The sequence below is a fragment of the Pandoraea sp. ISTKB genome (assembly GCF_001721285.1).
In the GTDB taxonomy this organism is placed as follows: Bacteria; Pseudomonadota; Gammaproteobacteria; order Burkholderiales; family Burkholderiaceae; genus Pandoraea; species Pandoraea capi.
The window spans coordinates 105,947-129,552 of record NZ_MAOS01000028.1; the positions used below are offsets into that span (position 1 = coordinate 105,947).

20 protein-coding genes are annotated in these 23,606 nt (G+C 62.3%); 4 read left to right on the top strand and 16 right to left on the bottom strand.

Features of this window, described 5'->3' with window-relative positions; genetic code table 11:
- Nucleotides 1-4: 4 nt before the first annotated feature.
- Nucleotides 5-460 carry a hypothetical protein gene (locus tag A9762_RS09180; RefSeq protein ID WP_139133144.1) on the top strand — a complete coding sequence of 152 codons (456 nt, stop codon included), beginning with the start codon at nucleotides 5-7 and terminating at the stop codon, nucleotides 458-460.
- 256 nt (nucleotides 461-716) lie between these two features.
- Here A9762_RS09180 and A9762_RS09185 read toward each other — a convergent pair whose 3' ends face one another.
- From A9762_RS09185 to A9762_RS09225, 9 genes are all read right to left on the bottom strand, one after another.
- Nucleotides 717-1,226 carry an MgtC/SapB family protein gene (locus A9762_RS09185; RefSeq protein ID WP_069341737.1) on the bottom strand — a complete coding sequence of 170 codons (510 nt, stop codon included), beginning with the start codon at nucleotides 1,224-1,226 and terminating at the stop codon, nucleotides 717-719.
- Nucleotides 1,227-1,251: 25 nt separating this feature from the next.
- On the bottom strand, nucleotides 1,252-2,409 hold the full coding sequence (gene dinB / locus A9762_RS09190; RefSeq protein ID WP_083253809.1) for a DNA polymerase IV: 1,158 nt from the start codon (nucleotides 2,407-2,409) through the stop codon (nucleotides 1,252-1,254).
- A gap of 107 nt (nucleotides 2,410-2,516) precedes the next feature.
- Entirely contained in the window at nucleotides 2,517-3,245 is a 729-nt protein-coding gene (locus A9762_RS09195) for a hypothetical protein (protein WP_083253778.1), read from the bottom strand.
- Nucleotides 3,246-3,515: 270 nt separating this feature from the next.
- A complete protein-coding gene (locus A9762_RS09200) occupies nucleotides 3,516-4,598 on the bottom strand; it encodes a CaiB/BaiF CoA-transferase family protein (protein WP_069341738.1) in 1,083 nt (360 codons plus the stop codon).
- A 115-nt stretch (nucleotides 4,599-4,713) separates the two neighbouring features.
- Nucleotides 4,714-5,997, bottom strand: coding sequence for a CaiB/BaiF CoA-transferase family protein (locus A9762_RS09205; protein ID WP_069341739.1), 1,284 nt, complete (start codon nucleotides 5,995-5,997; stop codon nucleotides 4,714-4,716).
- A 3-nt stretch (nucleotides 5,998-6,000) separates the two neighbouring features.
- Nucleotides 6,001-8,028, bottom strand: a complete 2,028-nt coding sequence (locus A9762_RS09210; protein ID WP_069341740.1) for an aconitase family protein — start codon at nucleotides 8,026-8,028, stop codon at nucleotides 6,001-6,003.
- 128 nt (nucleotides 8,029-8,156) lie between these two features.
- On the bottom strand, nucleotides 8,157-9,233 hold the full coding sequence (locus A9762_RS09215) for an ABC transporter substrate-binding protein (RefSeq protein WP_083253779.1): 1,077 nt from the start codon (nucleotides 9,231-9,233) through the stop codon (nucleotides 8,157-8,159).
- 215 nt (nucleotides 9,234-9,448) lie between these two features.
- On the bottom strand, nucleotides 9,449-10,507 hold the full coding sequence (locus tag A9762_RS09220; protein ID WP_371442664.1) for a LysR substrate-binding domain-containing protein: 1,059 nt from the start codon (nucleotides 10,505-10,507) through the stop codon (nucleotides 9,449-9,451).
- A 456-nt stretch (nucleotides 10,508-10,963) separates the two neighbouring features.
- Nucleotides 10,964-12,751: an iron ABC transporter permease gene (locus tag A9762_RS09225; RefSeq protein WP_170836212.1), complete on the bottom strand. Its 1,788-nt coding sequence runs from the start codon at nucleotides 12,749-12,751 to the stop codon at nucleotides 10,964-10,966.
- Between the two features lie 459 nt (nucleotides 12,752-13,210).
- Between A9762_RS09225 and A9762_RS09230 the strand changes: the two genes are divergently transcribed.
- From A9762_RS09230 to A9762_RS09240, 3 genes are read left to right on the top strand one after another with little or no spacing between them, the layout of a single operon-like run.
- Nucleotides 13,211-14,320, top strand: coding sequence for an ABC transporter ATP-binding protein (locus A9762_RS09230; RefSeq protein WP_069341742.1), 1,110 nt, complete (start codon nucleotides 13,211-13,213; stop codon nucleotides 14,318-14,320).
- Between the two features lie 59 nt (nucleotides 14,321-14,379).
- Entirely contained in the window at nucleotides 14,380-15,174 is a 795-nt protein-coding gene (locus tag A9762_RS09235) for a thymidylate synthase (protein ID WP_069341743.1), read from the top strand.
- Entirely contained in the window at nucleotides 15,171-15,659 is a 489-nt protein-coding gene (locus A9762_RS09240) for a dihydrofolate reductase (RefSeq protein WP_069341744.1), read from the top strand. Before A9762_RS09235 ends, A9762_RS09240 begins: the two co-directional genes overlap by 4 nt.
- Before the next feature lie 29 nt (nucleotides 15,660-15,688).
- Here A9762_RS09240 and A9762_RS09245 read toward each other — a convergent pair whose 3' ends face one another.
- The 7 genes from A9762_RS09245 to pmbA all read right to left on the bottom strand — a co-directional run bounded on the left by A9762_RS09245 (nucleotide 15,689) and on the right by pmbA (nucleotide 23,589).
- On the bottom strand, nucleotides 15,689-17,143 hold the full coding sequence (locus A9762_RS09245; RefSeq protein ID WP_069341745.1) for a sensor domain-containing diguanylate cyclase: 1,455 nt from the start codon (nucleotides 17,141-17,143) through the stop codon (nucleotides 15,689-15,691).
- A gap of 288 nt (nucleotides 17,144-17,431) precedes the next feature.
- Nucleotides 17,432-18,145: an ABC transporter ATP-binding protein gene (locus A9762_RS09250; RefSeq protein WP_069341746.1), complete on the bottom strand. Its 714-nt coding sequence runs from the start codon at nucleotides 18,143-18,145 to the stop codon at nucleotides 17,432-17,434.
- Nucleotides 18,142-18,942, bottom strand: a complete 801-nt coding sequence (locus tag A9762_RS09255; protein WP_069341747.1) for an ABC transporter ATP-binding protein — start codon at nucleotides 18,940-18,942, stop codon at nucleotides 18,142-18,144. Before A9762_RS09255 ends, A9762_RS09250 begins: the two co-directional genes overlap by 4 nt.
- 18 nt (nucleotides 18,943-18,960) lie before the next feature.
- Nucleotides 18,961-19,836 (bottom strand): branched-chain amino acid ABC transporter permease, encoded by an 876-nt coding sequence (locus A9762_RS09260; protein ID WP_069341748.1) that lies wholly within the window; start codon nucleotides 19,834-19,836, stop codon nucleotides 18,961-18,963.
- A 13-nt stretch (nucleotides 19,837-19,849) separates the two neighbouring features.
- The gene (locus A9762_RS09265) at nucleotides 19,850-20,731 is read right to left on the bottom strand and encodes a branched-chain amino acid ABC transporter permease (protein ID WP_069341749.1); all 882 of its coding nucleotides are present in this window, start codon (nucleotides 20,729-20,731) and stop codon (nucleotides 19,850-19,852) included.
- Nucleotides 20,732-20,860: 129 nt separating this feature from the next.
- Nucleotides 20,861-22,012, bottom strand: a complete 1,152-nt coding sequence (locus A9762_RS09270; RefSeq protein WP_069341750.1) for an ABC transporter substrate-binding protein — start codon at nucleotides 22,010-22,012, stop codon at nucleotides 20,861-20,863.
- A gap of 218 nt (nucleotides 22,013-22,230) precedes the next feature.
- On the bottom strand, nucleotides 22,231-23,589 hold the full coding sequence (pmbA, locus tag A9762_RS09275; RefSeq protein WP_139133145.1) for a metalloprotease PmbA: 1,359 nt from the start codon (nucleotides 23,587-23,589) through the stop codon (nucleotides 22,231-22,233).
- Nucleotides 23,590-23,606: the final 17 nt, after the last annotated feature.

Below are 23,606 nucleotides of genomic sequence, written 5' to 3' on the forward strand. Positions count from 1 at the left end.
CCTCATGACTCGGAAGTTTCCGATTTTGGCCTGTTTCCGCCACGTTGTGCCGACCCTGTGCAGCGCCGTTGCCGTGCTGATCCTTGCAGGGTGTGCCGCGCCCCCGAAGCCGCACGGCGATTCGACGACCGCACGCCAGACGAGCCCGGACGCCGCGACGTTGCGTGAGCGGCATCTGGCCGCCGCCGATGCCGCGGCCGATCAGTACCGCACCTGCCTTTACGGTCACGTCGCCCGCTACGTCAATCTCGTGCCGGACCCTATCCGTCTGGCCGACGAAGCCGCCACCGAATGCGCACCGATTACCGAGCGTTTTCGCCGCGAACGTCAGGCCGCCATCGTGACGTACACCTCAGCATCGGACGCAGCGCAACAAGCCGACGCCGCCACCGTCACCCTTCAAACCGACGGTCTTCGTGTCGCTCGCGCACGTGCCACCGAGTTGCGCGCGCTTCAATGACATGAAGCGCACATTTCAATCACGCGCTTCGGTTACGTAGTCACCCGAACGTGCTTTCCCTAATCGGGCAAGCCCCGATTGGCGAAACACAGGCAGGTGACCAAAATGAAATCGCCCTCTTACGTCCTTTTGGGGGTACTGCGACAACGTCATTTGCCCGCTTCGGCGGGCATTTTTCTTCGGCATCCACAAGAATATGCCCAGGACGTTCAGGGCGGGGAGACTGCGATGTGCGTCTTCTGCAAACGCGTCGATGTTACTTGTCGTCGTGCGCACGCGGCACCGTCGCGTCCGCGTCCGGTGAGTGCTTTTCCGGCTCGTCGTGTCCTAGCCAACGGTGCGCGAGCGACTCGATACGCCCGCCGAGCGCCAGCACGATAAGCAGCAGCACCATGGCCACCAACGCGATATGCCAGCGACCGAGGCCACAAATGATGCCGATTCCGGTCGTGCTCCACAGCGCTGCGGCTGTCGTAAAACCATGGACCGAAGCCCCATGACTCGGCCGGATGATGCACCCCGCACCGAGGAACCCGATCCCCGCGACGATACCCTGCACGACGCGACTCACTGACGATCCGTCGTACGGCAGCGCCGTCCCCGGAAACGGCACCACCGCGAGCACAAACAACGCCGATCCGAAGGAAACGATGGCCAGTGTCCGCAGGCCGACCGACTTGTGATGCAGGTTCCGGTTGAGCCCGACCAGCCCTCCGAGGATCAACGCGGCAGTCAGCCGCAGTGTGACTTCGATGATCTCTGCCATCCCTCACCTCACTCGTCTGCGCAGTTCAAACCTGTGTGGATGCATTATCGCCCGATAGGGACGACGAGTGCGTCGATCCATCCGATCCCTCGTGGCCGTCCTCCCAGTCGTCGAACAAGCGCAACTGGCGCGTTGCCTGCGCTTCAAGCAGCCGGACCCCAACGCCCATCAACCGAACCGGACGGCGCTTTCGCCCCACGGCTTCAGCCAGCAATTCGCGGCACTGGGCCGGATCGACGCCAAGCGCTCCTGCTTCCGCTGTCGTACGTGAAAAGTCGGCAAAACGAATCTTGACGAACACCTTGGCAATCGCCAACGGCTCATTTCGTCGGGCTCGAGCAATTCGCTCGGTCAACTGACGAAGCAAGGGTTCGAGCGCCGTCTCGCACTCAGCCAATGTCCGCAGGTCACGCGTGTACGTCGTCTCGACGCTAATGGACTTACGTTCGCGGTCCGGGCTCACCTCCCGGGTATCGATCCCACGACAGCGCTCGAACAGGCGCTGTCCGAACACACCAAAACGCTCGGTGAGATCGGCCATCGAATGGCTGCGCAGGTCGGCGCACGAGTCCACCCCCAGCGCGCGGAGTTTCTCGGCCGTGACCTTGCCAACGCCGAATAGTCGCTCGACAGGCAGGACAGCCACGAAGGCATCGACTTCGGCAGGCTTCACGACGAACATACCGTCGGGCTTGCGCCAGTCGCTGGCAATCTTGGCGATGAATTTGTTGGGCGCCACCCCTGCCGATACCGTCAACCCAACCTCAGCGGCGACGCGCGCCCGGATCTCGCGGGCGATAAGCGTGGCAGAACCGCCGCAGTGCTCGCTGTCTGTGACATCGAGATAGGCCTCATCCAGCGACAGCGGTTCGACCAGCTCCGTGTAGTCGCGATAGATCGCCATGATCCGTTTCGACGCTTCCTGATAGCGCTGCATCGTCGGCGCAATGATGCGAAGCGACGGACAGAGTTTCATGGCCTGCGCGGACGGCATGGCGGAACGCACACCAAACGCGCGCGCCTCGTAGTTGCATGTCGCCACCACGCCGCGCTGATCCGGCTGACCGCCCACCGCCAGCGGAATCCCACGCAGCGACGGGTCGTCACGCATCTCTACGGAAGCGTAAAAACAATCGGCGTCGCAATGAATAATCTTGCGCAGAGGGGCTGAAGGGTCTGTCATGGTGGCTGGCGGAAACACTGTGCAAATATACAGCATTCGCACACATTCCGCGTCCCATCGGTGACGTTTGTCCGACCTACCTCATCCGCGCCACGTGCGTCGCCGGGTCACCGTACCGGCAAGAACTGAAGGAACTGCGCCCCCAACAAGTTCTGAACGTAGCCGATACCGGCCCGACGGTACTTCTCGTCGAGCATCTCGGCGAGAAGATCGAGCCGACCGATGATCTTGCCGAACTCGCGCTCGAAACTCACATTGCGCACATCGCCGACTTCGTTCGCCAGCAGCAGCGGCTTGCCCGTCGTATCGTGACGGCTCGCCAGTAACCACGCAGCGATCTCCACATTGCGGGCCGCGTTGAAAATGCGTTGCGCGTCCAATCCATCACTGAGATAGAACACCGTCGTGCCGCCATGCGCGGCGATGATCGTGTCGGACAGACTGAAGACGAAAGCGGCGACCCGATCGCCGCTGAAGGTCGGATCCAGTGACAGCGACAAGGCCTTCACATCTCGCAAATCCTTTAGTGCCGCCAGCGTACGACGTCCCTCGACGGCAGCACGCAACTGCGTCATGGCTTCGGCCTGCGTCGCCGCCCCGCCCTTGTGCCATTCACGGGGATTGCGCTTGTAGAGCTTGTCCGCCAGCAGATACAGGCTCTCGAGATTCGCCCGCATGCCCAGCGTCGCCATCCGGTTGATGTCCGTCTGCGCCAGATCCGCCGTCGTCATCGATGTCGAACGGACCTTGCCTCGATCCGTCGGCGCGTCCTGATAAGACGCGCATCCCGCACACGTCACGATGGCGACCGCGGCACTCGCGGCGACGGTGCTCACCCACCCCTGTCGCGCAGCAGGGATCGGCCATTGCCGAGGTCGGAGCGAAGCAAGCCGTCGAGTCATAGCGGAGTGATCTTTGGTCAGCAAAGACTCTACGCGATCGAAGCCCCCATTCGCGTCTAACGGCCATGAAAAATTGTGACATTCGGTAACGCCTCGCGGCGCTAACACCTGTTATCGCCAGCGTGCACTCGCTGGCTTGTGCCCGTCGTCGACACGATTGCGGTCCCCATCTCTCCCTCGCACCACACTCCTCGCCTATCCGCATCACGGCAGCAGTGCCTCTCTCGTTTGCGCAAACAGCGGATGGTCGATCGCTTCCTCAAGCCGAAGTACAGGCGTCACACAACAATCGGCGTCAGCAAAACGTGCGGTCCAGTCGGCTTGCGACGCACTGCCAAACACGGCAGCCAATTCGGCCTGAAGCGCCATAGCGTCCGAACCGCCGATCGTTTGCCCTAACGACCAGTGACGCGTCTTCCAATCGATCCGATCGAGCACATCGCACAACGTCTCCCAAAACTTCAGTTCGAGTGCGCCAACGGCCATGTAACGGCCATCGAGTGTGCGGTAGACCTGATAGCAAGGCACACCGCCATTGAGCAGATCCTTGCCCGCGCGTGAAGCACTGCCCTGACGATGCAGCGCGACCGCTGGAACGATGTTCGAGCGAAACACTTCGTGTGTCATCGAGATGTCCAGCCAACGCCCGCGTCCGGTGCGTTGCGCGGCGACAAGCGCCGCCAGCACCGCTTGTACGGCAGCCTGCCCGCCGCCATACAGGTCGCCAATCTGGAAGTTCGGAACGATGGGCGCGTCGCCCGCGTCGGCGAGTTGATCGAGCACGCCCGCATAACCGATGTAGTTGATATCGTGTCCGGCCGCTTGCGACATCGGTCCCTGCTGTCCGTAACCGGAGATCGATGCCATCACCAACGATGGCCGCACCCTCACGAGCGTTTCGAAATCGAACCCCAGACGCGCCATCACACCGGGCCGGAACCCTTCGAGCAGGACGTCCGCACGGGCAACATGCTCAAGAAAACGCGCGCGATCTTCCGCTTGCTTGAGATCCAGCCGCTCGACGGTTTTTCCACGATTCAGGAGTCGCCAGAATGCTCCGGGTGCCGACTCCCCCTCTCTGAGCATCATCTCGCGCGCATAATCGCCCGCGCCCGTGTCTTCGATCTTGATGACGTGCGCCCCCAATTCCGCGAGGCGCTCACCGGCGAGAGGTCCCGGCAGCAGCCGCGTCAGATCGAGCACGGTTACGCCGGACAACGGTTTGTCTGAGGCGTCGGGCAATGCGGACGTTTGGCGGGCGTTCAGGGCATCGAGCGTATCGGTCATAGCGTGATGGTGGAAGCAAGGTGACGGTGGATGTCCATACCGTACCGCGCTCGTCCATCGAGCCGCAAGCAGACAACACGCCGACGCGCCTCGGAAAACTCCGAGAAATCGGCGCTCACCCCTGATTCGCGCCGTCTTTCCAAAAAACGGGACCGGCGGGGTCGCCCGCGCCGGATGCATCGTCCGGCGTCGATCCGTCCACCGGTCCCGCCACCACCCCCTCGCTCAACAGACGCGCAATCTGGCTATCGGGATATCCCAGATCGCGCAAAATCTCGTTCGTATGCTCGCCCGATGTCGGCAACGGGCGCCTCGCGGGCAGACGCTGCCCGGCCATCGTGATCGGCAACAATGGCACCTGCGTCTGCTCGCCGTCATCGGTCGTCAGATCGCCCAGTCCGCCACTTGCGAGCAGATGCGGATCGTCGAACAACGCTTCCGGTTTGACGATCGGCGCGAATGGCAAGCCGTGGCGCTCGAATGCCGCCGCGAGATAGCTGGCGTCGAAACCCTGCATCATGTCCCGCAACATCGGCAGCAACCAGTCGCGCGCCATCACGCGATCGTTGTTGGTTGCCAGACGGGGATCGTCCGCCAGGTCGTGCCGCCCGAACACGTCGCAGAAAATGCGCCACTGGCTGTCACTCACGACAGCCAGGAAAATCTGCACACCGTCGCGCGCCGTGAAGACGTCGTACACGCCCCACGCAGACACACGCGCCGGCATCGGATCGGGCGCGACGCCGGTGACAGCGTACTGTTGCATGTGTTGCGCCGCGAGCAGCACGCAATTCTCGAAGAGCGCGCCCTGCACTTCCTGCCCGCGTCCCGTCGTCTTGCGTTCGTAAAGCGCCGCCAACGCAGCGAGCGCACCGAACACGCCCCCCATGATGTCGTTGACCGATGTCCCCGCACGCAACGGTTGGCCCGGCGGCCCCGTCATGTACGCAAGTCCCGCCATCATCTGCACAACCTCATCGAGTGCCGTGCGAACTGCGTATGGCCCCGGCAGGAAACCTTTGAGAGAGACGTAGACAAGGGCCGGATTCAAGCGAGACAACGTGGCGTAATCCAACCCGATCTGGCGCATGCGCCCGGGCTTGAAGTTCTCCGTGAGCACGTCTGCGGTACTGACCAGCCGCAAGATAAGTTCACGGCCTTCGGAGCGCGTCACGTCGACGGCGAGGCTACGCTTGTTACGGTTGAACGTTCGGAAAAAGCCGGCTCCGGTGCCGAGCAAGCGCCGCGTAGCGTCTCCCCCGACCGGCTCCACCTTGATGACGTCGGCACCGAGATCGCCGAGCACCATGCCGCATGCCGGGCCCATCACCATGTGCGAAAACTCCACGACACGGATGCCTTTCAGCGGCATCGGCGCCGTGGGGGATGCGTCCTGCATCGGCTAACCTCCGGAACTGACTCGCGAGGCCTCGCCCCCACACCGCGGCGGCACGCGCGCCAGGTGGGTCGCGAATCCGTCGCGTCGTAATTGATCGAAGCCGACGATGTACCCCGCCAAGGCACTCGCCGCCACCGTGGCCGGACTGCCCAGCCACATTTGTCCCGGCCCGGATCGGCCAGGGAAATTTCGGTTCTGGGCGCTGATGACCACGTCGTCCGCTGCCGTCGACACGCCGGGACCTGCGTTGACACAAGCACCGCAGCCGGGCGAGAGCATCGTCACGCCTGCGGCCCTGAACACTTCCGCGTAACCCTGTGCTTCGCACCAGCGACGCACGTCTTCGCTTCCATATTGCAGATAGAAGCGCACGCCATCGGCGACACGATGCCCCTGCGACAGGCCCCATGACAGCACGTCGTGACACGCGCGCAGATCGTCGCGCTTGCTCCCCGTACACGATCCGCCGTACGCGATGTCGATGGGCACGGCAGTCGACAGCTCGGTGAGCGCCACACCGTTGCCCGGGTCCCCCGGACTCGCCACCATCGCGCCGACCTGCCCGCAGTCGATCTCGATCACATGCGCATACGACGCCTGCGTATCACTCGTCATCCACGTATCTAACGTGACGTCGATACCGCGTCGTTCTCGCAAGTAGCGTACGGTCTCGTGATCCGGTACGACCAGACCCGTCAGCCCACCGATCTCGGCCACCATATTGGTCAGCGTGGCCCGTTCGTCGGTCGACAAGTGCGCCACCGCTTCGCCGGAAAACTCGATGATCTGCCCGATGGCGCGGCCATCGCGGATGTACGGTAAGTGCAGCAGATGCAGGGCGAGGTCCTTTGCGCCGACGCCCGTCGGCAAGCGAGAACGGAGGTGGACGAGGCACGTACCAGGCACCGCGAGTCGTGCGTCTCCCGTCAACCACGCATTCGCCATCTCCGTGGCGCCCACGCCAAAGGCGAAGGCGCCGACCGCGCCGCAATGGGGCGTGTGAGAGTCAGTACCGACGATGATCTGCCCCGGTAACGCATAGCGTTCCAGCATCAACGCGTGGCAGATCCCCTCAGAGCCGCCGCCCGCTGCACGTCCGTGCAAACGCACGTCGTGCTGCGTGCAGAACTCGCGCTGAACGGTACCCAACCGCCGAGCGGCGTCTACGATTTGCGTTGAGCGGCTGCCATCGGCGGACACCGCATCGAGATGCGTCAAATGATCTTCGAAGCAAAGAACGGTCGACGGATCGTGCAACGCCGGTGATTCGTCTCCAAAAGCGTGACGCAGGAAGCTGACGGCCATCGGTGTCACGTACTCGTGGGAGAAGCGCCAGCTTGCGGGGACGAACACCGCATCTCCCGCCCGCACGCGGCCAACGCCCAGTGCTCGTGCGATGATTTTTTCGCCGTAAGTCATGGCGCCCGGCGCATGCGCAGGTTGCGGCGGCACGATGTCTCCGGACAGTCTGCGGCGCGTATAGCCGAACAACCCACCGCTACGGACAATGGCCTCGCCCAACGGATCGCAGTCTTCGAGAAACGCCTCGATGGGAATCGCTTCGCCGCGCTGCAAGCGCTCGGCAAGGGCCAGATCGGTGGACATCAGGAGACCGAGGTTCTGGCAATTCTGCGCATAGATGCGCTCGAAACTCTCGGCGATCACGATACGGATGCCGGCACACCACTCGGCGAATGGGCTGGCCTCCCTCGACGACCCTTTGCCGCGACGCAGCCCCGCCACCGACAACGCAAAGCCCCCTTCGCGCACCGCCTTTGGCTTGACGGGGAAGACGCCGGTCGGATCGGTCGTGTCCTCGCTGCATCGCAAACCCGCATAAACGTAATCGCCAAGCGATTCGTCGAATGCAAGACATGCCCGGGCGGGCGTCATTTCGTCGGTGGATATCTGATCGCGCAGCGGACCGGCTTCGGCACGCGTCAGGTCTTCCCCCGCCAGTTGACGGACCATCGTATCAGCCCGGTCGCTCAACCACAGTACCCGGCCATTCAATTGCACGGTGGCTTGCATGAGATCGCTCCTCGAATGTTCCCGCATGGGTTCACCCGTTTCGATCGCAAGTTGCGTGCCGAGGCAGCCGGCGACAGCGAGGAAAAAGTGGGGTCATGACATCCAAACGCGTGTTCGTCGACCGACGCTCAGGGATACTGGCGATTCGCCTGTGCAGCGAACGTATTCGTCCACGTATCCCCCAGACGGATTTGCGACGGTTTGACCTCCGGGGAGAACGAGGCCAACGCTCTGAGTGCTGTCGCCGGTCCATCGGTCGGCATCAGACCATCCGGAGAGAACGCCTCGCGGCAGTTGGCGAAGGCTTTCAGGTAGAGCGTCTTGTCACCGAGCAGATAGGGTTCGGGCACCGTTTTGAGCAACTGCGCGGCCGTGGCCCGCTGTAACCACTTGTCGGCTCGCACGATGGCATTGGCCAGCGCCTGTACCGTCCTCGGATTTTTCTGGATGAAGTTTTGGGGCGCATACATGACAGCCGCAGGCATCGGACCGCCGAACATTGCGCGGGTCCCGGCTTGCGTACGCGTATCGATCAGCACCTTCACGTCGCCCGACTCCTGAAGCAACGTCATCATCGGATCCACGTTGGAAACGGCGTCGATTTGTCCATTGCGCGTCGCACCAATGACCGTAGCGTTGCTCCCGACGCCGACGATCGACACGTCGGTCGGCTTGAGTCCGGCCTTCGTCAGCGCAACGCTCACCAGCATGTGCGTACTCGAACCCGGCGCGCTGACACCGACCCGCATCCCTTTCAGATCCTTGACCGACTTCACTTCTGCCGCTTTGCTCTTGACCACGCCCAACACAAGTTGCGGGGCCGCACCCAGCACGACGAACGACTGGTAGGTCATGCCTTTGGTCTGCATGAGCAGCGTATGTTCGAAGGCGCCGGTGCCCACATCGGCACTCCCGCCAACGACCGCCTGTAACGCCTTCGACCCACCGGCAAAATCATCGATGGTGACGTCGAGCCCCTCGTCCTTGAAATAGCCGAGTTGCTCCGCGATGGTGAGGGGCAGGTAATAGAGGCCGGGCTTTCCGCCGACGGCGATGGTGATCTTTGGTTTTTCGAGCGGTTGGGCCGGTGCAGCGGAGGCACCGCCGCTCAGACTGAGTGCTATGAGGCCCAACGCCATCAGCGTAAGGACGAGAATCAGGCGTCCCACGGCTTCGCGCACGCGGCGCGCTTCGGCATGTGTCATCGCGTGTCTCCTCCCGCACTATGCGAGATACAGGCGCGCCCCGGCTCGTCGGCCGGAATCGCTATCGGCATCCAGAGCATCCGCTGACCGTGACATGGCGGCAAGTTGTGTTTCGGCATGCCAGACATCGCGGTTCACGATGCCTGCCGGCGAGGACTCGCACCCGCCGTAAGGACCTGTCGCCTTTCCGTCACGCTTCGCCCGCCTCGGGCACGTTACCCCCCCGTTACGTTACGGGCGCACAAATGGTCTACCAGCATGCGGGACGCGACCGGCAGCGCGTCGTAGCGGCGAACGCAGACGACCAGACGGCGCGCCGCCCACGGGTCGGTCAGCGGCACGATTCGCAAGGCTTCGCCGTCCGTCACCTGTGAATAAATACCAACGGCTTCCTTAGGCGCGATGGCAAGCCCGAGTTGAGCCCGCACCATGCGGCAGACCGCTTCGAACGTCGAGACGTGAATACGAAACTTGACGGTTTTACCCTGCTCTGCGGCTAACCGCCGAAATACGGTGTACATCGCGCTGTCCGGGTGAACGCCGATCTGATCGAAGTCCAGCGTTTCGATGAACGATAGCTGCGGTGCGCAGGCGAGTGGATGGTCGCGGTGGAGCACGGTCACGATCTGATCGTGACGGTAGGGGAAAACTTCGACGTCGCGCGTATCGACGGCATCCCAACAAATGCCGATATCGGTGGCCCCGTCGGCCACGCCGCGCACGACCTGAGCGCTGGTGTGCTCCTCCAGGTCGACTTTCACGCCCTCGTGACGCCGCAGAAAGGCGCCGAGCTCGTCGGGCAATGTTTCGACAATCGAGGAAACGTTGGCGAAGATGCGGATGTGCCCACGTACGCCACTTGTGTACTCCGACAGGTCGCCCTGCATCTTCTCAAGGCTGCGTAGTACGTTGCGCGCGTGATGCAGCAGCGCTTCGCCGGCGGGTGTGGCCCTGACACCCCACTTGTGACGCTGCAAGAGCGCGGAGCCGACCAGCGATTCAAGGTCGTTGATCCGCTTACTGACGGCCGAAGGTGCAATGAACTCACGCTCCGCCGCGCGAGCGATGCTGCTCTCTTCGCAAACCGCGACGAACAACCGTAACGAGACGAGATCGATCCGCCATAGCGCCATGCCTATCTCCCGAAGGCACTGCATTGACAGCGATTTTGCGGCGCACGCGACAAAAACGTCACTCGGGGCCGCCCCTGACGATACGTGAAAACAACACTCGATTGACACGCAACGTCCGCGAACCCACGCGAACGGCTCCAAACGGAGTCACAACGGGCAGATGACGCATCAACCGTCGCGGGAGACAACCTGAGCGGACGGCATCGTCAAAGGCGCAACGGTGCCGACATGACACGTAACCGACATGGTCTCGTCAGGTTGCACGCTTCCCCCGGACGTCCTGCGTCCGGTGAAATGTCCTTGCGCCGATCCCTCCCAGGACAACCGCCTAGCGCATCGCCCCCGTCAGCAAAACGGCACTCCAACCGCCGTCAGCCGTGTTGAGCGGTGCCTCGGGCGGTGGTGCCGTCGCCAAGGCCATGAACAGCCAACATTTGCAAATGATGATCGCAATCATTTTGTTGACGCTCAATCATCCCAGCTCGGTCGCCGGGTCTGATTTGACTATAGTGCGACGCTATCGACGCGGCAACTGTGAAACGTTTCTAGATTTAACAAAGCGGCGCCACGATGACGCACGCGGCGCATTTTGAGACCTCAAGGGCGACGAGCGATCGTGCGAGCCAGCACGAGTACCGGCAACAGTCCGACGAGAACCAGCGTCAGTGCAGGCACTGCCGCCTCAGCCAGACGCTCGTCGGCGGCCAGATGGCTCGTGACCACAGCCAGCGTATCCATATTGAAAGGCCGCAACGCAAGCGTGGCGGGCAGCTCCTTCATGACGTCGACAAACACCAGCAAGGCGGCCGTCAGCACGCTCCCCCGCAACAATGGCAGATGAACCCGGCGCAACATCGCCCATCCCCCCACTCCGAGACTCCGGGCGCTGGCATCGAGATTTGGCGCGATTCTGGCGAAGCCGGCATCCACGCTCTGGAGCGCGGCGGGCAGGAATCGAACGAGATAGGCATAAATCAACACGCCGCCGGTCCCGGCAAGCACCAAACCGTTCGCACCGAACGCATTGCCAAGCCAGGTATCCAGATGCAGAACCGGCGTGAGAATGCCTAACGCAATGACCGCCCCGGGAATCGCGTACCCCACCCCGACCAGCCGCACAGCGATACGCGTAATGCGCCCCGGCGCCAGTCGCTGCGCATAGCCGAGCACCAGCGCGAATACGCAAGCTACGACCGCGGCCACCGCAGCGAGCCGCACCGTGTTGAAGACCCATTCGCCATAGCGCGGCCAGGGCACCTGATCCAGCTCGGACACCGCCAGTCGCACCATGATGAGTGCCGGAAGCACAAAGCCAATGACAAGCGGTAGCGCACAAACGAGGGTCGCCAGACTGCCGCGTAGCCCCTTGAGACGCGTACGACGCGATGTTGTCGGCGTGCGTCCCGGCGCGCCGTAATAGCGCAGGCGCGTCCGGCTGCGTGCCTCGGCGACCAGAAGCAGCATGACCGCGAACAGCAGACACGCGGACAGCTGTGCCGCCGCCACACGGTCTCCCATCGAGAGCCACGCGCGGTAGATGCCCGTCGTGAAAGTGGGCACACCGAAGTACGCCACGGCCCCGTAATCGGCCAGCGTCTCCATGAGGACCAATGCCACCCCTGCGACCAACGCCGGGCGCGCGAGCGGCAGTGCGACGCGTACCAACGCACGCAGCGGCGTGCATCCCAGCGTGCGCGCCGCTTCGAAGAAGCGTTGGCTGTGCTCCGTGAACGCCGTACGGGCCAGCAAATACACGTAGGGATAGAAGGCACCGGCAAAGACCCAGGCCGCGCCATACCAGGAACGGATTTCCGGGAACCATGCCAGACGGTCGACCGCCAGCATCTGCCGCAAGCCCGTCTGCACCGGTCCCGCGAACTGGAGGAAGTCGGTGTACGCATAAGCGGTGACATACGCAGGCATCGCCAGTGGCAGGATGAGCGCCCACTCGAGCACGCGCCGTCCCGGAAAGGCGTAGTGCACGACCAGCCATGCGCTCGCCACGCCCATCACCAGCACGCCACCGCTCACTGCCAGCGAGATGCGTAGTGAATTCAGCGCGTACTCTGGCAACACCGTATCGAGCATGTGCGTCAGGACCGCTCGGGTGTCAGCATCCCCCGCCCCCAGGGCCGCCAGAATGCCGAACATCGGCACGAGCACAATCAGCGCCGGAATCCATGCCACCAGTCGCCACCCTGAAGCACCGAAAAACCGATGGTGACGGCGGCGCGGCACGCGACGCGCCTCAAAATGGGTGGGTGACGTCGACCGAGTCTGCGCGACGAGGTCAGGCGTGAGCGATGCTCGCCTTTGTGTCGCTTCCGGGGGCAATTCAGCGGGTAGCGTATCGGTAACGGCGCGTGACGGAGGCGTCGATGACATCGGCAAATCGTGGTTGGAAGCGGTAAAAGGAGTCCCGGGGATCTCGGGGGGTCCGGAGATTACGGGAAGTACAGCGTCAATCAAGATGCATCGTGGCTAGACAAATAGCGCTGCGCGGCAACGGTGCGTCAGCGCTACGAAATATGGCCATCGGTGACCATGGGTGACCGTGAGTGACCGTGGGTCACCACGCCCCGACGCCCTTTGCGTATTACTGAAGGGAACCGGAAGTCACTCTCTGGTCTAAAGCGTTGTAAATTATACGCATTCCCATCTGCGCCTCTGACGCGGTCACGCCCGGAAAGTGCCCGACAAGCAAAACTCGCCAACGAGCCAGCCAACCAATCTACCAACGATGTCGAAGACGGCAAGTACGAGACCATGTTCCGTACGCTAGCGCCGCTAACGCAACCAGCGTAACTAACGGTCAACCGCCCAGCGCAAACCTCCATCACGCCGATGCCTCTGCCCTATCTACTGCTCGATCACATCTCCGTCAGCTATGACACCGCAGGACACGTCCACACAGCCGTACGCGACCTGTCGCTGTCCCTTGCACGCGGGGAGATCGGGTGCCTTTTGGGCCCGTCCGGATGCGGCAAGACGACCGTACTTCGGGCGGTTTGCGGCTTCGAACCGTTGGTCGGCGGAAGGATCGTGCTCGATGGTCATGAAGTCGCGAATGCCCAAATCAGCGAGCCGCCGGAGCGCCGCCACGTGGGCGTGGTATTTCAGGACTATGCCCTGTTCCCCCACCTGAACGTGGCGCAGAACATCGGCTTCGGTCTGGGCCGCACACCACGCGGGGAGCGTAAGGCCCGCGTCGAGATGCTTGCCGAACGTGTCGGTCTGTCTGGCGCACTGCGAAAATATCCCCACGAGTTGTCGGGCGGCCAGCAACAACGTGTGGCGCTTGCCCGCGCGCTCGCGCCCGCGCCGGCGCTGTTGCTGCTGGACGAGCCCTTCTCGAATCTCGACCTCGATCTGCGCGAGCGCCTGGCCGTCGAAGTTCGCGAGATCATCCGTGCGAGCGGTGCCACGGCCATTCTGGTCACACACGATCAGCATGAGGCGTTCGCCATGGCCGACCGCATCGGCGTGATGCATGCGGGGGCGATTGCCCAGTGGTCTCCCGCCCGCGAACTCTGGCGCACGCCCGCCAATCGCGTGGTCGCGGATTTCATCGGTCGCGGGGCACTGATTCCGGGTACGTTCCGCGGCAATGCGGACGGCGGCGGCATTTCGATGGAACTAGGGGAAATTTCCATTTCACCGGCGTTGGCCGACAAGCTGCTGCGCAATGCCGCGAAAGACACCTATCCCGTCCATGTCGACGTCTTGCTGCGTGCAGACGACATCGCGCACGACCCGGCAAGCCCGTTCGAAGCCACGCTCGTACGACGCGCATTTCGCGGCGCCGATCAGTTGTACACGCTGCGTCTGGCGTCCGGTATTGAGGTCGTAGCGCGGGTCGATGGCGAGCTCGCCCACGAAGCAGGCGATCGCGTGGGACTGAGGCTCACGGTGCAACACCCGGTAGCATTCACCGCGAGTCCTGCCGTGGCCTGAGGCCCGGGAAGGACACTGTTACGCAGAGGCTGGTAAAATCCGGCAAAACGGATGGGCCTATGAAACAGTACCTCGACTTCATGCGCCATGTACTTGAACATGGCACAGACAAGACTGACCGCACCGGCACGGGCACACGCTCAGTGTTCGGCTATCAGATGCGCTTCGACCTGCAGGCAGGATTCCCGCTCGTCACCACGAAGAAAGTGCACATCAAGTCCATCGTGCACGAACTCCTCTGGTTCTTGCAGGGCAGCACCAATGTGCGCTATTTGCAGGAAAACGGCGTTTCCATCTGGAACGAATGGGCCGATGCCGACGGCGAACTCGGTCCGGTCTATGGCGCGCAGTGGCGTTCGTGGCCGACGCCGGATGGCGGCCATATCGACCAGATCACGCAGATCGTGGATCAGATTCGCTCGACGCCCGATTCGCGTCGCCTGATCGTATCCGCATGGAACGTCGGTGAGATCCCGCGTATGGCGTTGCCGCCATGTCACGCGTTCTTCCAGTTCTACGTTGCAGACGGCAAGCTGTCGTGCCAGCTCTATCAACGTAGTGCCGACATCTTCCTCGGTGTGCCGTTCAACATCGCCAGCTACGCGTTGCTCACGCACATGGTGGCGCAGCAAACCGGGCTGGACGTGGGCGATTTCATCTGGACCGGCGGCGATTGTCACCTGTACAACAACCACCTCGATCAGGTGCAAACGCAGCTCGAACGTGAACCGTTCCCGCTGCCGAAGCTGGAAATCGCGCGCAAGCCCGACTCGATCTTCGACTACAAATTCGAGGACTTCCATATCACCGGATACGAAGCGCATCCGCATATCAAGGCACCGGTGGCCGTATGACGATACTGACGCTGGTCGTCGCCCGAGCCGAGAATGGCGTGATCGGGCGCGATAACCAATTGCCATGGCGCTTGCCGGAAGACCTCGCCCACTTCAAGCGCACGACGCTCGGCAAGCCTGTCGTGATGGGTCGCAAGACATACGATTCGATCGGGCGTCCGCTGCCGGGGCGCCGCAATATCGTCGTATCGCGCAATCCGGATCTGAAGATTGACGGTTGCGAAGTGGCCGGTTCGCTGGTGGATGCGATGCGCATGTGTGTGGGCGTCGAGGAAATCTGCCTGATCGGCGGCGCGCAGTTGTACGCAGAATCGTTGGCGAGTGCCGACAAGGTCGTCGTGACAGAGATCGCCAAGGCCTTCGAAGGCGATGCCCATTTCCCTGATCTGTCGGCAGCGCAATGGCGCGAGACAGCGCGTGAAACCCATCACTCGCCCGCGCCGAACGATTTCGATTACTCGTTCGTTACGTACGAACGCGTCTGACACTGATCGCCCGGCTGTCCGGGCGATCCTCAGATGCTCAGGTTCGCGCGCGGCACGTCAGTGGCCGCGCCACCGCCTTCACACACATCCCCCACCGACACACCCGTTGCCACGTGGACACGATCACGCCCCAAGCGTTTCGCTGCGTATAGCGCCTCATCGGCCAATGCAATCAACCGCTCCGGCGTATCTCGCGCATCCCCTTGCTGCGGTACGTGCGTTGCGCATCCGACGCTGACGGTCATGACACCCTGCGGTCCCGAGCCCGGGATAGCCAACGCACGTACGGTCTCCGTCACGCGCGTGGCTACGAAATGTGCGCCCTTGCCATTCGTCTCAGGCAACACGATCACGAACTCCTCTCCCCCGTAGCGCGCGACGAGATCGGTTGGGCGGTGCGTCGAGCGCATCAACGCCAGCGCAACGTGCTCAAGGCACTCGTCGCCCACGGGATGGCCATGTTCGTCGTTGTAGCGCTTGAAATGGTCGACGTCGACCATCAACAGCGACAGAGGATGTCCAGCGCGACGCGCTTGCTCGAAGTCACCGGGAAAACGATCGTTGAAGTAGCGGCGATTGTAGATGCCGGTCAGGGCATCGCGATTGCTGTACTCAATCAGGCGCAGATGCGCGCGCGTGAGTTCGCGATACAGGCGTGTCACCTCCCACACCAGCACGCAAACAAGGAGTCCCGGCGCCGACATGCTGAAAAAGCGGGCGAGATACCAGCCGAGCGAGAAGCGGACCGTGCTCATCAGGCTCAGTACGGTGTCCGTCACGCAAGCCAGTACAGCCAGTGCGACCCAAAGATCGAGAACAGTACGCAACCGCCCGACACCCAGCACGACACCGAGGGCCACGAGATTGAGCACGAGTAGAACGATGCCGGTTCCGCCGCCAGAGAAGTCGCCTGGCGCAGTGGCCGGTAACAAGGCCGGCGGTAGTCGCACTGTCAGCGCCGTCAAACACAGCAGCACGCCCACAACCCACGGTAGCCCGACGTAAAGCCAAAGGCGTCGGCCGACCGGGAGCAATTGGGTCACGGGCTTCGGCGTGAAAGTCGATAGATAGAGGCGCTGCGAGAGCATCGCGATGACGACGAACGTCGGAAATCCCGCATGCCAGAAGACCCAGATCCAACCGGATGTCGTGGGATGGGCGCCAAACAATCCCGTGGGGGCAAAGAGTCCGGGGAACGTCAACAACTGCATCGCCACAGTCATCGCCGTAAAAGCGTAGGCACCGGCAAGCCAACCAAACACCGGCCGGCGGCTGACCAGAAATTGCGCAGAAAGCAAATACGCCACGATCGCCGCCGTCGTGAACACGGTCAGCCCGCACATCGGCAGAAAGGGAGCGACGGCGGGCAGCATCGCGGTCGCTTGCGGTGCCGCCAGGATCAAGGCGGCGAGGATGACGATCGCCAGACAGCCAGCAAAGGCCCGCTGTCCGCGCGAAGCGTGCTCCATCAGAAAGCCGTCCATGAAGTCTCTTCCTCCTGTCGAGCGCAATGCCGAATCGACGGAGCCTCGTCGGCGGCGTCGCCGTGAGTGCCCGCGGCCGAATAGCCGCAGCATGCACCAATTCCGACGGCCTGCCAACGTGCCTTGCGTTGATGTTGCCTTTCGGCGTCCGTCCACAAAAAGAGAAACGGCGTCGACCAGCTATCTTCGAATAGCCCGTCGACGCCGTTGGCGTCACTTCATGGCATTGGCCGGCAACGTTCGAATATGCGTTTTGAACACACCTTCGTCCCGTGCCCCTTTCGGAACTTAACCGCCCAGATACGCCTCCAGCACACGCGGATTCCCGAGCAGATTCCGGCCAGTGTCCTCCAACACGACCTTGCCGGTCTCCAACACGTAACCGTGCTGAGCGATCTTGAGTGCCTGACGCACGTTCTGCTCGACCAGGAAGATGGTCAACCCATCGGCATTGATCTCCTTGAGCGTGGCGAAAATGCCCTGCACGATGATCGGCGCCAACCCCATCGACGGTTCGTCGAGCAACAACAGCTTCGGACGCGCCATCAGCGCACGGCCGATCGCCAGCATCTGTTGCTCACCGCCGGACAGATTGCCTGCCATCTGGTCGATACGCTCTGCGAGCCGCGGAAAACGCTCAAGCACCTTGTCCAGATCCGGCTTGATGTTCTGCTTGTCGCGTCGCGTGTACGCGCCCAGTTCGAGATTCTCGCGCACCGACATGGTCGTGAGCGTGGCACGCCCTTCCGCCACCTGCACCAACCCGCGCTGCACGATCTTGTTGGGCGCCAGGCCGCCAATGTCCTCACCCTCAAAGACAATGGTGCCCGCCTGCTTCTTGATGAGGCCGGACAGCGCGAGCAACGTGGTCGACTTGCCCGCACCGTTCGCGCCGACGAGCGACGTGATCTCGTGCTCGCGCAACGCAAAGTCGACACCCTTCACGGCCTCGATATGCCCATAGGCCACTTTCAGGCCCTTCACTTCGAGCAGCGCGCTCATGCCTTGTCCTCCGCGCCAGCCGCCAGGGCCGCCACATCGTCATCGTCATCGCGGCCCAGATAGGCTTCAATGACCTGCGGATTGTTCTTGATCTCGTCCGGTTTGCCTTCGGCGATGATGCGGCCGAAGTTCAGCACGGCAATGCGCTCGCACAGCCCCATCACGAAGCGCATGTCGTGCTCGATCATGAAGATCGTGTAACCGCGCGCCTTGATGTTCTCGATCTCGCTCATCAGATCGACCTTCTCGCCGGTGTTCATGCCCGCGACCGGCTCATCGAGCAGCAGCAGTTTCGGCTCGGTTGCCAACGCACGCGCCAGTTCGAGCTTGCGCTGATCGCCGTACGAGAGGTTGTCCGCAATGTCGTACGCCTTATGGTCGAGCTTGACCCACGAAAGCAGCTCGTGCGCCCGCTCGCGCGAACGCTTCTCCATATCGCGGAAGCCCGGCAGCGACAGCAACAGACCCGCCGGACCATACGTGAGATGGCGATGCATGCCAACCACGACGTTCTCGATCAGCGTCATCTCCTTGAAGATGCGGATGTTCTGGAACGTACGCGCAATACCGCGCTGCGTAATCCGGTGCGGCTTCTCGCCCACCAGACTCTCGCCGTTGAACGTGATGCTGCCGCCCGTGGGCTGCAACAGGCCGGTGATCAGGTTGAAAACGGTCGTCTTGCCGGCACCGTTCGGGCCGATAAGGCCAAAGATCGTACCTTGCGGGACTTCGATGTTCACGTCCTGCAGCACGTGAAGGCCACCGAAGCGCTTGGAAATATTGGAAAGCTTAAGCATGTCGTGTCCTCCGTGCGCTTACGTGGAAGACGCGGAACGCGCCTTGTCGGCACGGAACCAACGGCGAAAACGCATCGGGTCCCAGATGCCCTTGGGCAGGAACAGCACGATCAGCACCAGGATCAGGCCGTTGACCACGAGACGGAAGTCGTTGAACGCGCGCAGCAGTTCCGGCAACAACGTCAGAATCGTACTGCCGAGCACCGGGCCCACGAGACCGTTGATACCCCCGAGAATCGCCATCGTCAGAATTTCGACGCCACGGTCGAAGCCGAATTCGTTCGGTCCGATGAAGAACGTCAAATGTGCGTTGAGCGCACCGGCAAGACCGGCCAGCACCGCGCCGAGCACGAACGCCAGCATCTTGTAGCCCGTGACGTTGATGCCCATGAGGCCGGCTGCCGTCTCATCTTCCTTGATGGCTTCGAATGCGCGTCCCACCTTCGAACGACGCAGACGCCACAGCACCGCCAGCACGATCACGACAGCCGCCGCCACATGCCACCACTGCGTGAGTTGCGGAATGCCGTTCAGACCGAGCGCGCCGCCCGTCAGATCTTCCGTGTTCAGGATGAGCACGCGCACGACTTCGCCGAAACCAAGCGTCGCCATGGCCAGATACACGCCGGACAGGCGCAGCGTCGGCTTGCCGATGATGAATGCGATCAGCGCCGGCGCGGCCATGCCACCAGCGAGCGACACGGCAAACGGCGCGTCGTAATTCATCGTCAGCAGTGCTGCGCTGTACGCGCCAATGCCCATGAACGCCGCGTTGGCCATGGCAAGCATGCCGCACGAGAGCGTGAGGTAAATCGACAGTGCCAGCAACGCATTGGTACCCAACGTCAGCACCAGATTGCTGTACACCGCCCAGAAATTATTGAACCAGTCCATTGCGCCCCCGTGATTACGCTTTGCGTTCGAGCACTTTGCCGAACAACCCCTGCGGACGCACCAGCAGGATCAGGAACAGAAGGCCGAACGCCACGGCATCGCGCATGTTCGAGCCGATGTACGCCACCGACAGCACTTCGGCGAAGCCGAGGAACAAGCCGCCGATCATCGCGCCGCGAATGTCACCCATGCCGCCGAGAATGATCACGGCGATGCCCTTGTGCAGCATCGGCTGCCCCATGAGCGGGAACACGGCGTTGGAGTAAAGGCCGATCAGCACGCCGGCCATACCGCCCAGACCTGCGGCAGCGAACGACGTCGCCAGAAACAACCCTTCGACGTTGATGCCCAGCAGATACGCCGCTTTCGGCGATTCGGCGATTGCACGTAGCGCACGTCCCAATTGCGTCTTCTTGATCGTGGTAATGAGCACGGCCATGAGCGCAAACGAGATGAAGATGATCGCCAGTTCAAGCACCGTCATATGAACGCCGGCCACCGTGAGGGTGTCCTGCGAGACGATGTCGTACGGAAAACGCAGGTTCTCCGCGCCGAAAATGCCCTGCACGCCGTTGTTGAGCAGAATGCCCACGCCAATGGTCGCGATCATCGGAATCAGGTGAGGCGCACCGCGCTTGCGCAACGGCTTTAGCACCAGTACGTCGATGATCAGGCCCAGCAGGCCAGCGACGACGACGGCCGTGAGAATGGCCGCCCATAGCGGTAGATGCAGGCGCACGACGGCTTGCAGCGCCGCATAGGCACCGACCATGAAAACCGCGCCGTGTGAAAGATTGATAACGCCGAGGATGCCGAACACGAGTGTGAACCCGAGCGCGAACAAGGCGTACACGCACCCGAGGGAGAGCGCGTTGACGAGTTGCTGTTCCAGCATGGTGTGTATTCCAGCCTAAGGGACGGGAGCGCGCGTCGTATGGGGGGCGACGTGCGCCAGAAACGCCGATGGGCGTAGCGCCTTTCGGCCCTACGCCCATGCGGACTTCTTCAAGTACTGCCGGGCTACTTACTTCTCGATGACGTACTTGCCACCCTTCGTCACACTGACGATCGGTGCTTGTTGTGCGTCATAGCCGGCCGGCTTGCCGTTCTTGCCCATGGCCTGACGGAAAGCGAACTTGCCCGTCGCGCCTTCATGCGTGACCTTCGGCAGCGCATCGCGCAGTGCCTTGCGATCCGCTTCCAGATTGCCCGAAATCTTCACGTTCTTGAGGGCGTCTGCCGCGATGTACATGGCGTCATACGACTGTGCGGCGAACTGGTCCGGCGCCACGTTGTACTTCGCCTTGTAAGCGGCGATGAACTTCGTGTTGGCCGGCGTGTTGTTCTCGATCGACCACGGGCTACCCACCCACAGGCCGTCCGAGCTGCCCTTGGCCAGATCGAAGATCTTGACCGAGTTCATGCCGTTGCCGCCGATGAACGGCACGTTGATCCCCAGTTGACGCGCCTGCACCATGATCGGTGCGCCTTCGGCGATCAGCGCCGACAGCACGATGGCGTCCGGGTTGGTGGCCTTGATCTTCGTGAGCTGAGCCTTGAAGTCCACATCGCCCTTGGCGAACGTTTCGGTCGTCGTCGTCGGGATCTTCAGGTCTTCAAGCGCCTTCTTGAAGTTGTCGTAACCGCTCTTGGTGAACACGTCGTCGTTACCGTACAGCACGGCAACCTTCTTGATGCCCGTGTGCTTGGCCGCAACCTTGATGGTCTCCGGCAGCACGTCGGCTTCGGTCACCGAGTTACGGAAGATGTAGTCGCCAATGGAGGTAATGCCGTCAGCCGTGTTCGACGTGCCGAAGGCCACCGTCTTACCGGCTTGTGCGATCGGATCGGCAGCCTGTGCCGAATTCGACAGCGTCGGACCGAACACCATGAGCACCTTGTCCTGGAAGATCAGCTTCTTGAAAACGTTGATCGCCTCTTCCTTCTTGCCCTGCTCGTCTTCGATCTGAAGCACGAGCTTGTTGCCGTTGACGCCACCGGCCAGGTTGATCTCGTCAGCCGCGAGCTGGAAACCGTTCTTGATGGCAGCGCCGTACTGCGCCGCGCCGCCCGACAGCGCCTCGGCAACACCGATCTTCAGATCGGCTGCGTGGGCCGCAGCCACCATCCCCGTGGCAACAAGTGCGCTCAGCAACTTGGTCATGGTGCTTTTCATGAGTCCTCTTCCTCCAATACCTAGTCTCTAGTTATGAGAAGGCGCGCCTTGTGAGCGCGCCCGTTACCCTAACTACCGTGTCCGTTCTTAAGCCACGGCTTAAGAAAACTCCTAAGCATATCGCAAACCGCTTCAGACTGACACGATAATTGAGCATTTGCCCCGCAATGGCGCACAAACGCAACGTGTTTGTGGCGTCATCGCAGACTTTTGCAGCATCAATGACCAGCAATGGTCATTTGTTCAATCAGGATTGACCCGACCTCTTTCGTGCCACGCACCAGCGTGTCCGCACCGATCGCAACGATCTGACGGAACATGTCGTTCAGATTGCCCGCCAGCGTGATTTCTTCGACCGGATACTGGATTTCGCCATTCTCGACCCAGAAACCGGACGCGCCGCGCGAGTAATCCCCCGTCACATAGTTCACGCCCTGCCCCATCAGCTCGGTCACAAGCAACCCGGTGCCGAGCTTACGCAGCATGGCGCGAAAGTCATCGGTCGGCGCCGTCAGCTTGCTGTACATGCGCAGGTTGTGCGAACCGCCGGCATTGCCGGTCGTCTGCATGCCGAGCTTGCGGGCCGAATAGGTCGACAGGAAGTAGCCTTGCACCACGCCATCGCTAACGACATCACGAGCACGCGTCTTCACGCCTTCCTCGTCATACGGCGCGCTGCCCATGGCACGCGGCACGTGCGGGTCTTCGTGAATACCCACGTGATCGGCAAACACGGGCTTGCCCAGCGTGTCGACGAGGAACGTCGCCTTGCGGTACAACGCCCCACCGCTCACGCCCTGGACGAACGCCCCGAGCAGTCCGGCAGCAAGCGGCGCCTCGAAAAGGACCGCACACTTGCGCGTGGAAAGCTTGCGAGCGTGCAGTCGAGCCAGCGCCCGTTCGGCGGCATACCGGCCGACCGCTTCGGGCGAGGCCAGATCGCCCGCAGCGCGCTTGGACGAATACCAGTCGTCGCGCTGCATATGGCTGCCGGAACCGGCAATCGGCGACACCGACAGGTAATGGCGGGAATACGGATAACCCGACAGGAAGCCACGCGTCGTGCCGAGCATGAACTGCGAATGCTGGGCCGAGACGCCTGCGCCTTCGGAATTCCGAATGACAGGGCTCACATCCAGCGCCGCTTTCTCGGCGCGCCGCGCCAGCTCGACGGCTTCGTCTGCCGTGATGTCCCACGGATGGAACAGCGACAGATCCTGCGGGTGCATTTCGAGCAGTTCGGACTCGGCGAGTCCTGCGCAATCGTCTTCTGCTGTGAAACGGGCAATGTTGTAGGCGGCGTCGACGGTGTCGTGCAGCGCCTTGCGGGAGAAATCGGACGTGCTGGCGTTACCGCGGCGCTGGCCGATGAAAACGGTCACGCCGACCAGCTTGTCGCGGTTGCGCTCGATGGTCTCGACCTTACCGCGCCGCACCGAAACCGACAGACCGTCGCCCTCGGATATTTCGGCCGCGGCGTCGGTTGCGCCAAGCGAACGGGCGTACTGCAAGACGTCGCTGACGATTTCCTTGAGTTGATCCTGGGTATGCGTGAAGTGCTGGGTCGCTTGGGACATCGGCGCGATTCGGTCAG

Bases quoted from the DNA above. Each gene is read 5' to 3' on its own strand.
- A9762_RS09180 (WP_139133144.1), top strand. From the start codon at position 5: ATGACTCGGAAGTTTCCGATTTTGGCCTGTTTCCGCCACGTTGTGCCG.
- A9762_RS09185 (WP_069341737.1), bottom strand. From the start codon at position 1,226: ATGGCAGAGATCATCGAAGTCACACTGCGGCTGACTGCCGCGTTGATC.
- dinB (WP_083253809.1), bottom strand. From the start codon at position 2,409: ATGACAGACCCTTCAGCCCCTCTGCGCAAGATTATTCATTGCGACGCC.
- A9762_RS09200 (WP_069341738.1), bottom strand. From the start codon at position 4,598: ATGACCGATACGCTCGATGCCCTGAACGCCCGCCAAACGTCCGCATTG.
- A9762_RS09205 (WP_069341739.1), bottom strand. From the start codon at position 5,997: ATGCAGGACGCATCCCCCACGGCGCCGATGCCGCTGAAAGGCATCCGT.
- A9762_RS09210 (WP_069341740.1), bottom strand. From the start codon at position 8,028: ATGCAAGCCACCGTGCAATTGAATGGCCGGGTACTGTGGTTGAGCGAC.
- A9762_RS09215 (WP_083253779.1), bottom strand. From the start codon at position 9,233: ATGACACATGCCGAAGCGCGCCGCGTGCGCGAAGCCGTGGGACGCCTG.
- A9762_RS09225 (WP_170836212.1), bottom strand. From the start codon at position 12,751: ATGTCATCGACGCCTCCGTCACGCGCCGTTACCGATACGCTACCCGCT.
- A9762_RS09230 (WP_069341742.1), top strand. From the start codon at position 13,211: ATGCCTCTGCCCTATCTACTGCTCGATCACATCTCCGTCAGCTATGAC.
- A9762_RS09235 (WP_069341743.1), top strand. From the start codon at position 14,380: ATGAAACAGTACCTCGACTTCATGCGCCATGTACTTGAACATGGCACA.
- A9762_RS09240 (WP_069341744.1), top strand. From the start codon at position 15,171: ATGACGATACTGACGCTGGTCGTCGCCCGAGCCGAGAATGGCGTGATC.
- A9762_RS09245 (WP_069341745.1), bottom strand. From the start codon at position 17,143: ATGGACGGCTTTCTGATGGAGCACGCTTCGCGCGGACAGCGGGCCTTT.
- A9762_RS09250 (WP_069341746.1), bottom strand. From the start codon at position 18,145: ATGAGCGCGCTGCTCGAAGTGAAGGGCCTGAAAGTGGCCTATGGGCAT.
- A9762_RS09255 (WP_069341747.1), bottom strand. From the start codon at position 18,942: ATGCTTAAGCTTTCCAATATTTCCAAGCGCTTCGGTGGCCTTCACGTG.
- A9762_RS09260 (WP_069341748.1), bottom strand. From the start codon at position 19,836: ATGGACTGGTTCAATAATTTCTGGGCGGTGTACAGCAATCTGGTGCTG.
- A9762_RS09265 (WP_069341749.1), bottom strand. From the start codon at position 20,731: ATGCTGGAACAGCAACTCGTCAACGCGCTCTCCCTCGGGTGCGTGTAC.
- A9762_RS09270 (WP_069341750.1), bottom strand. From the start codon at position 22,012: ATGAAAAGCACCATGACCAAGTTGCTGAGCGCACTTGTTGCCACGGGG.
- pmbA (WP_139133145.1), bottom strand. From the start codon at position 23,589: ATGTCCCAAGCGACCCAGCACTTCACGCATACCCAGGATCAACTCAAG.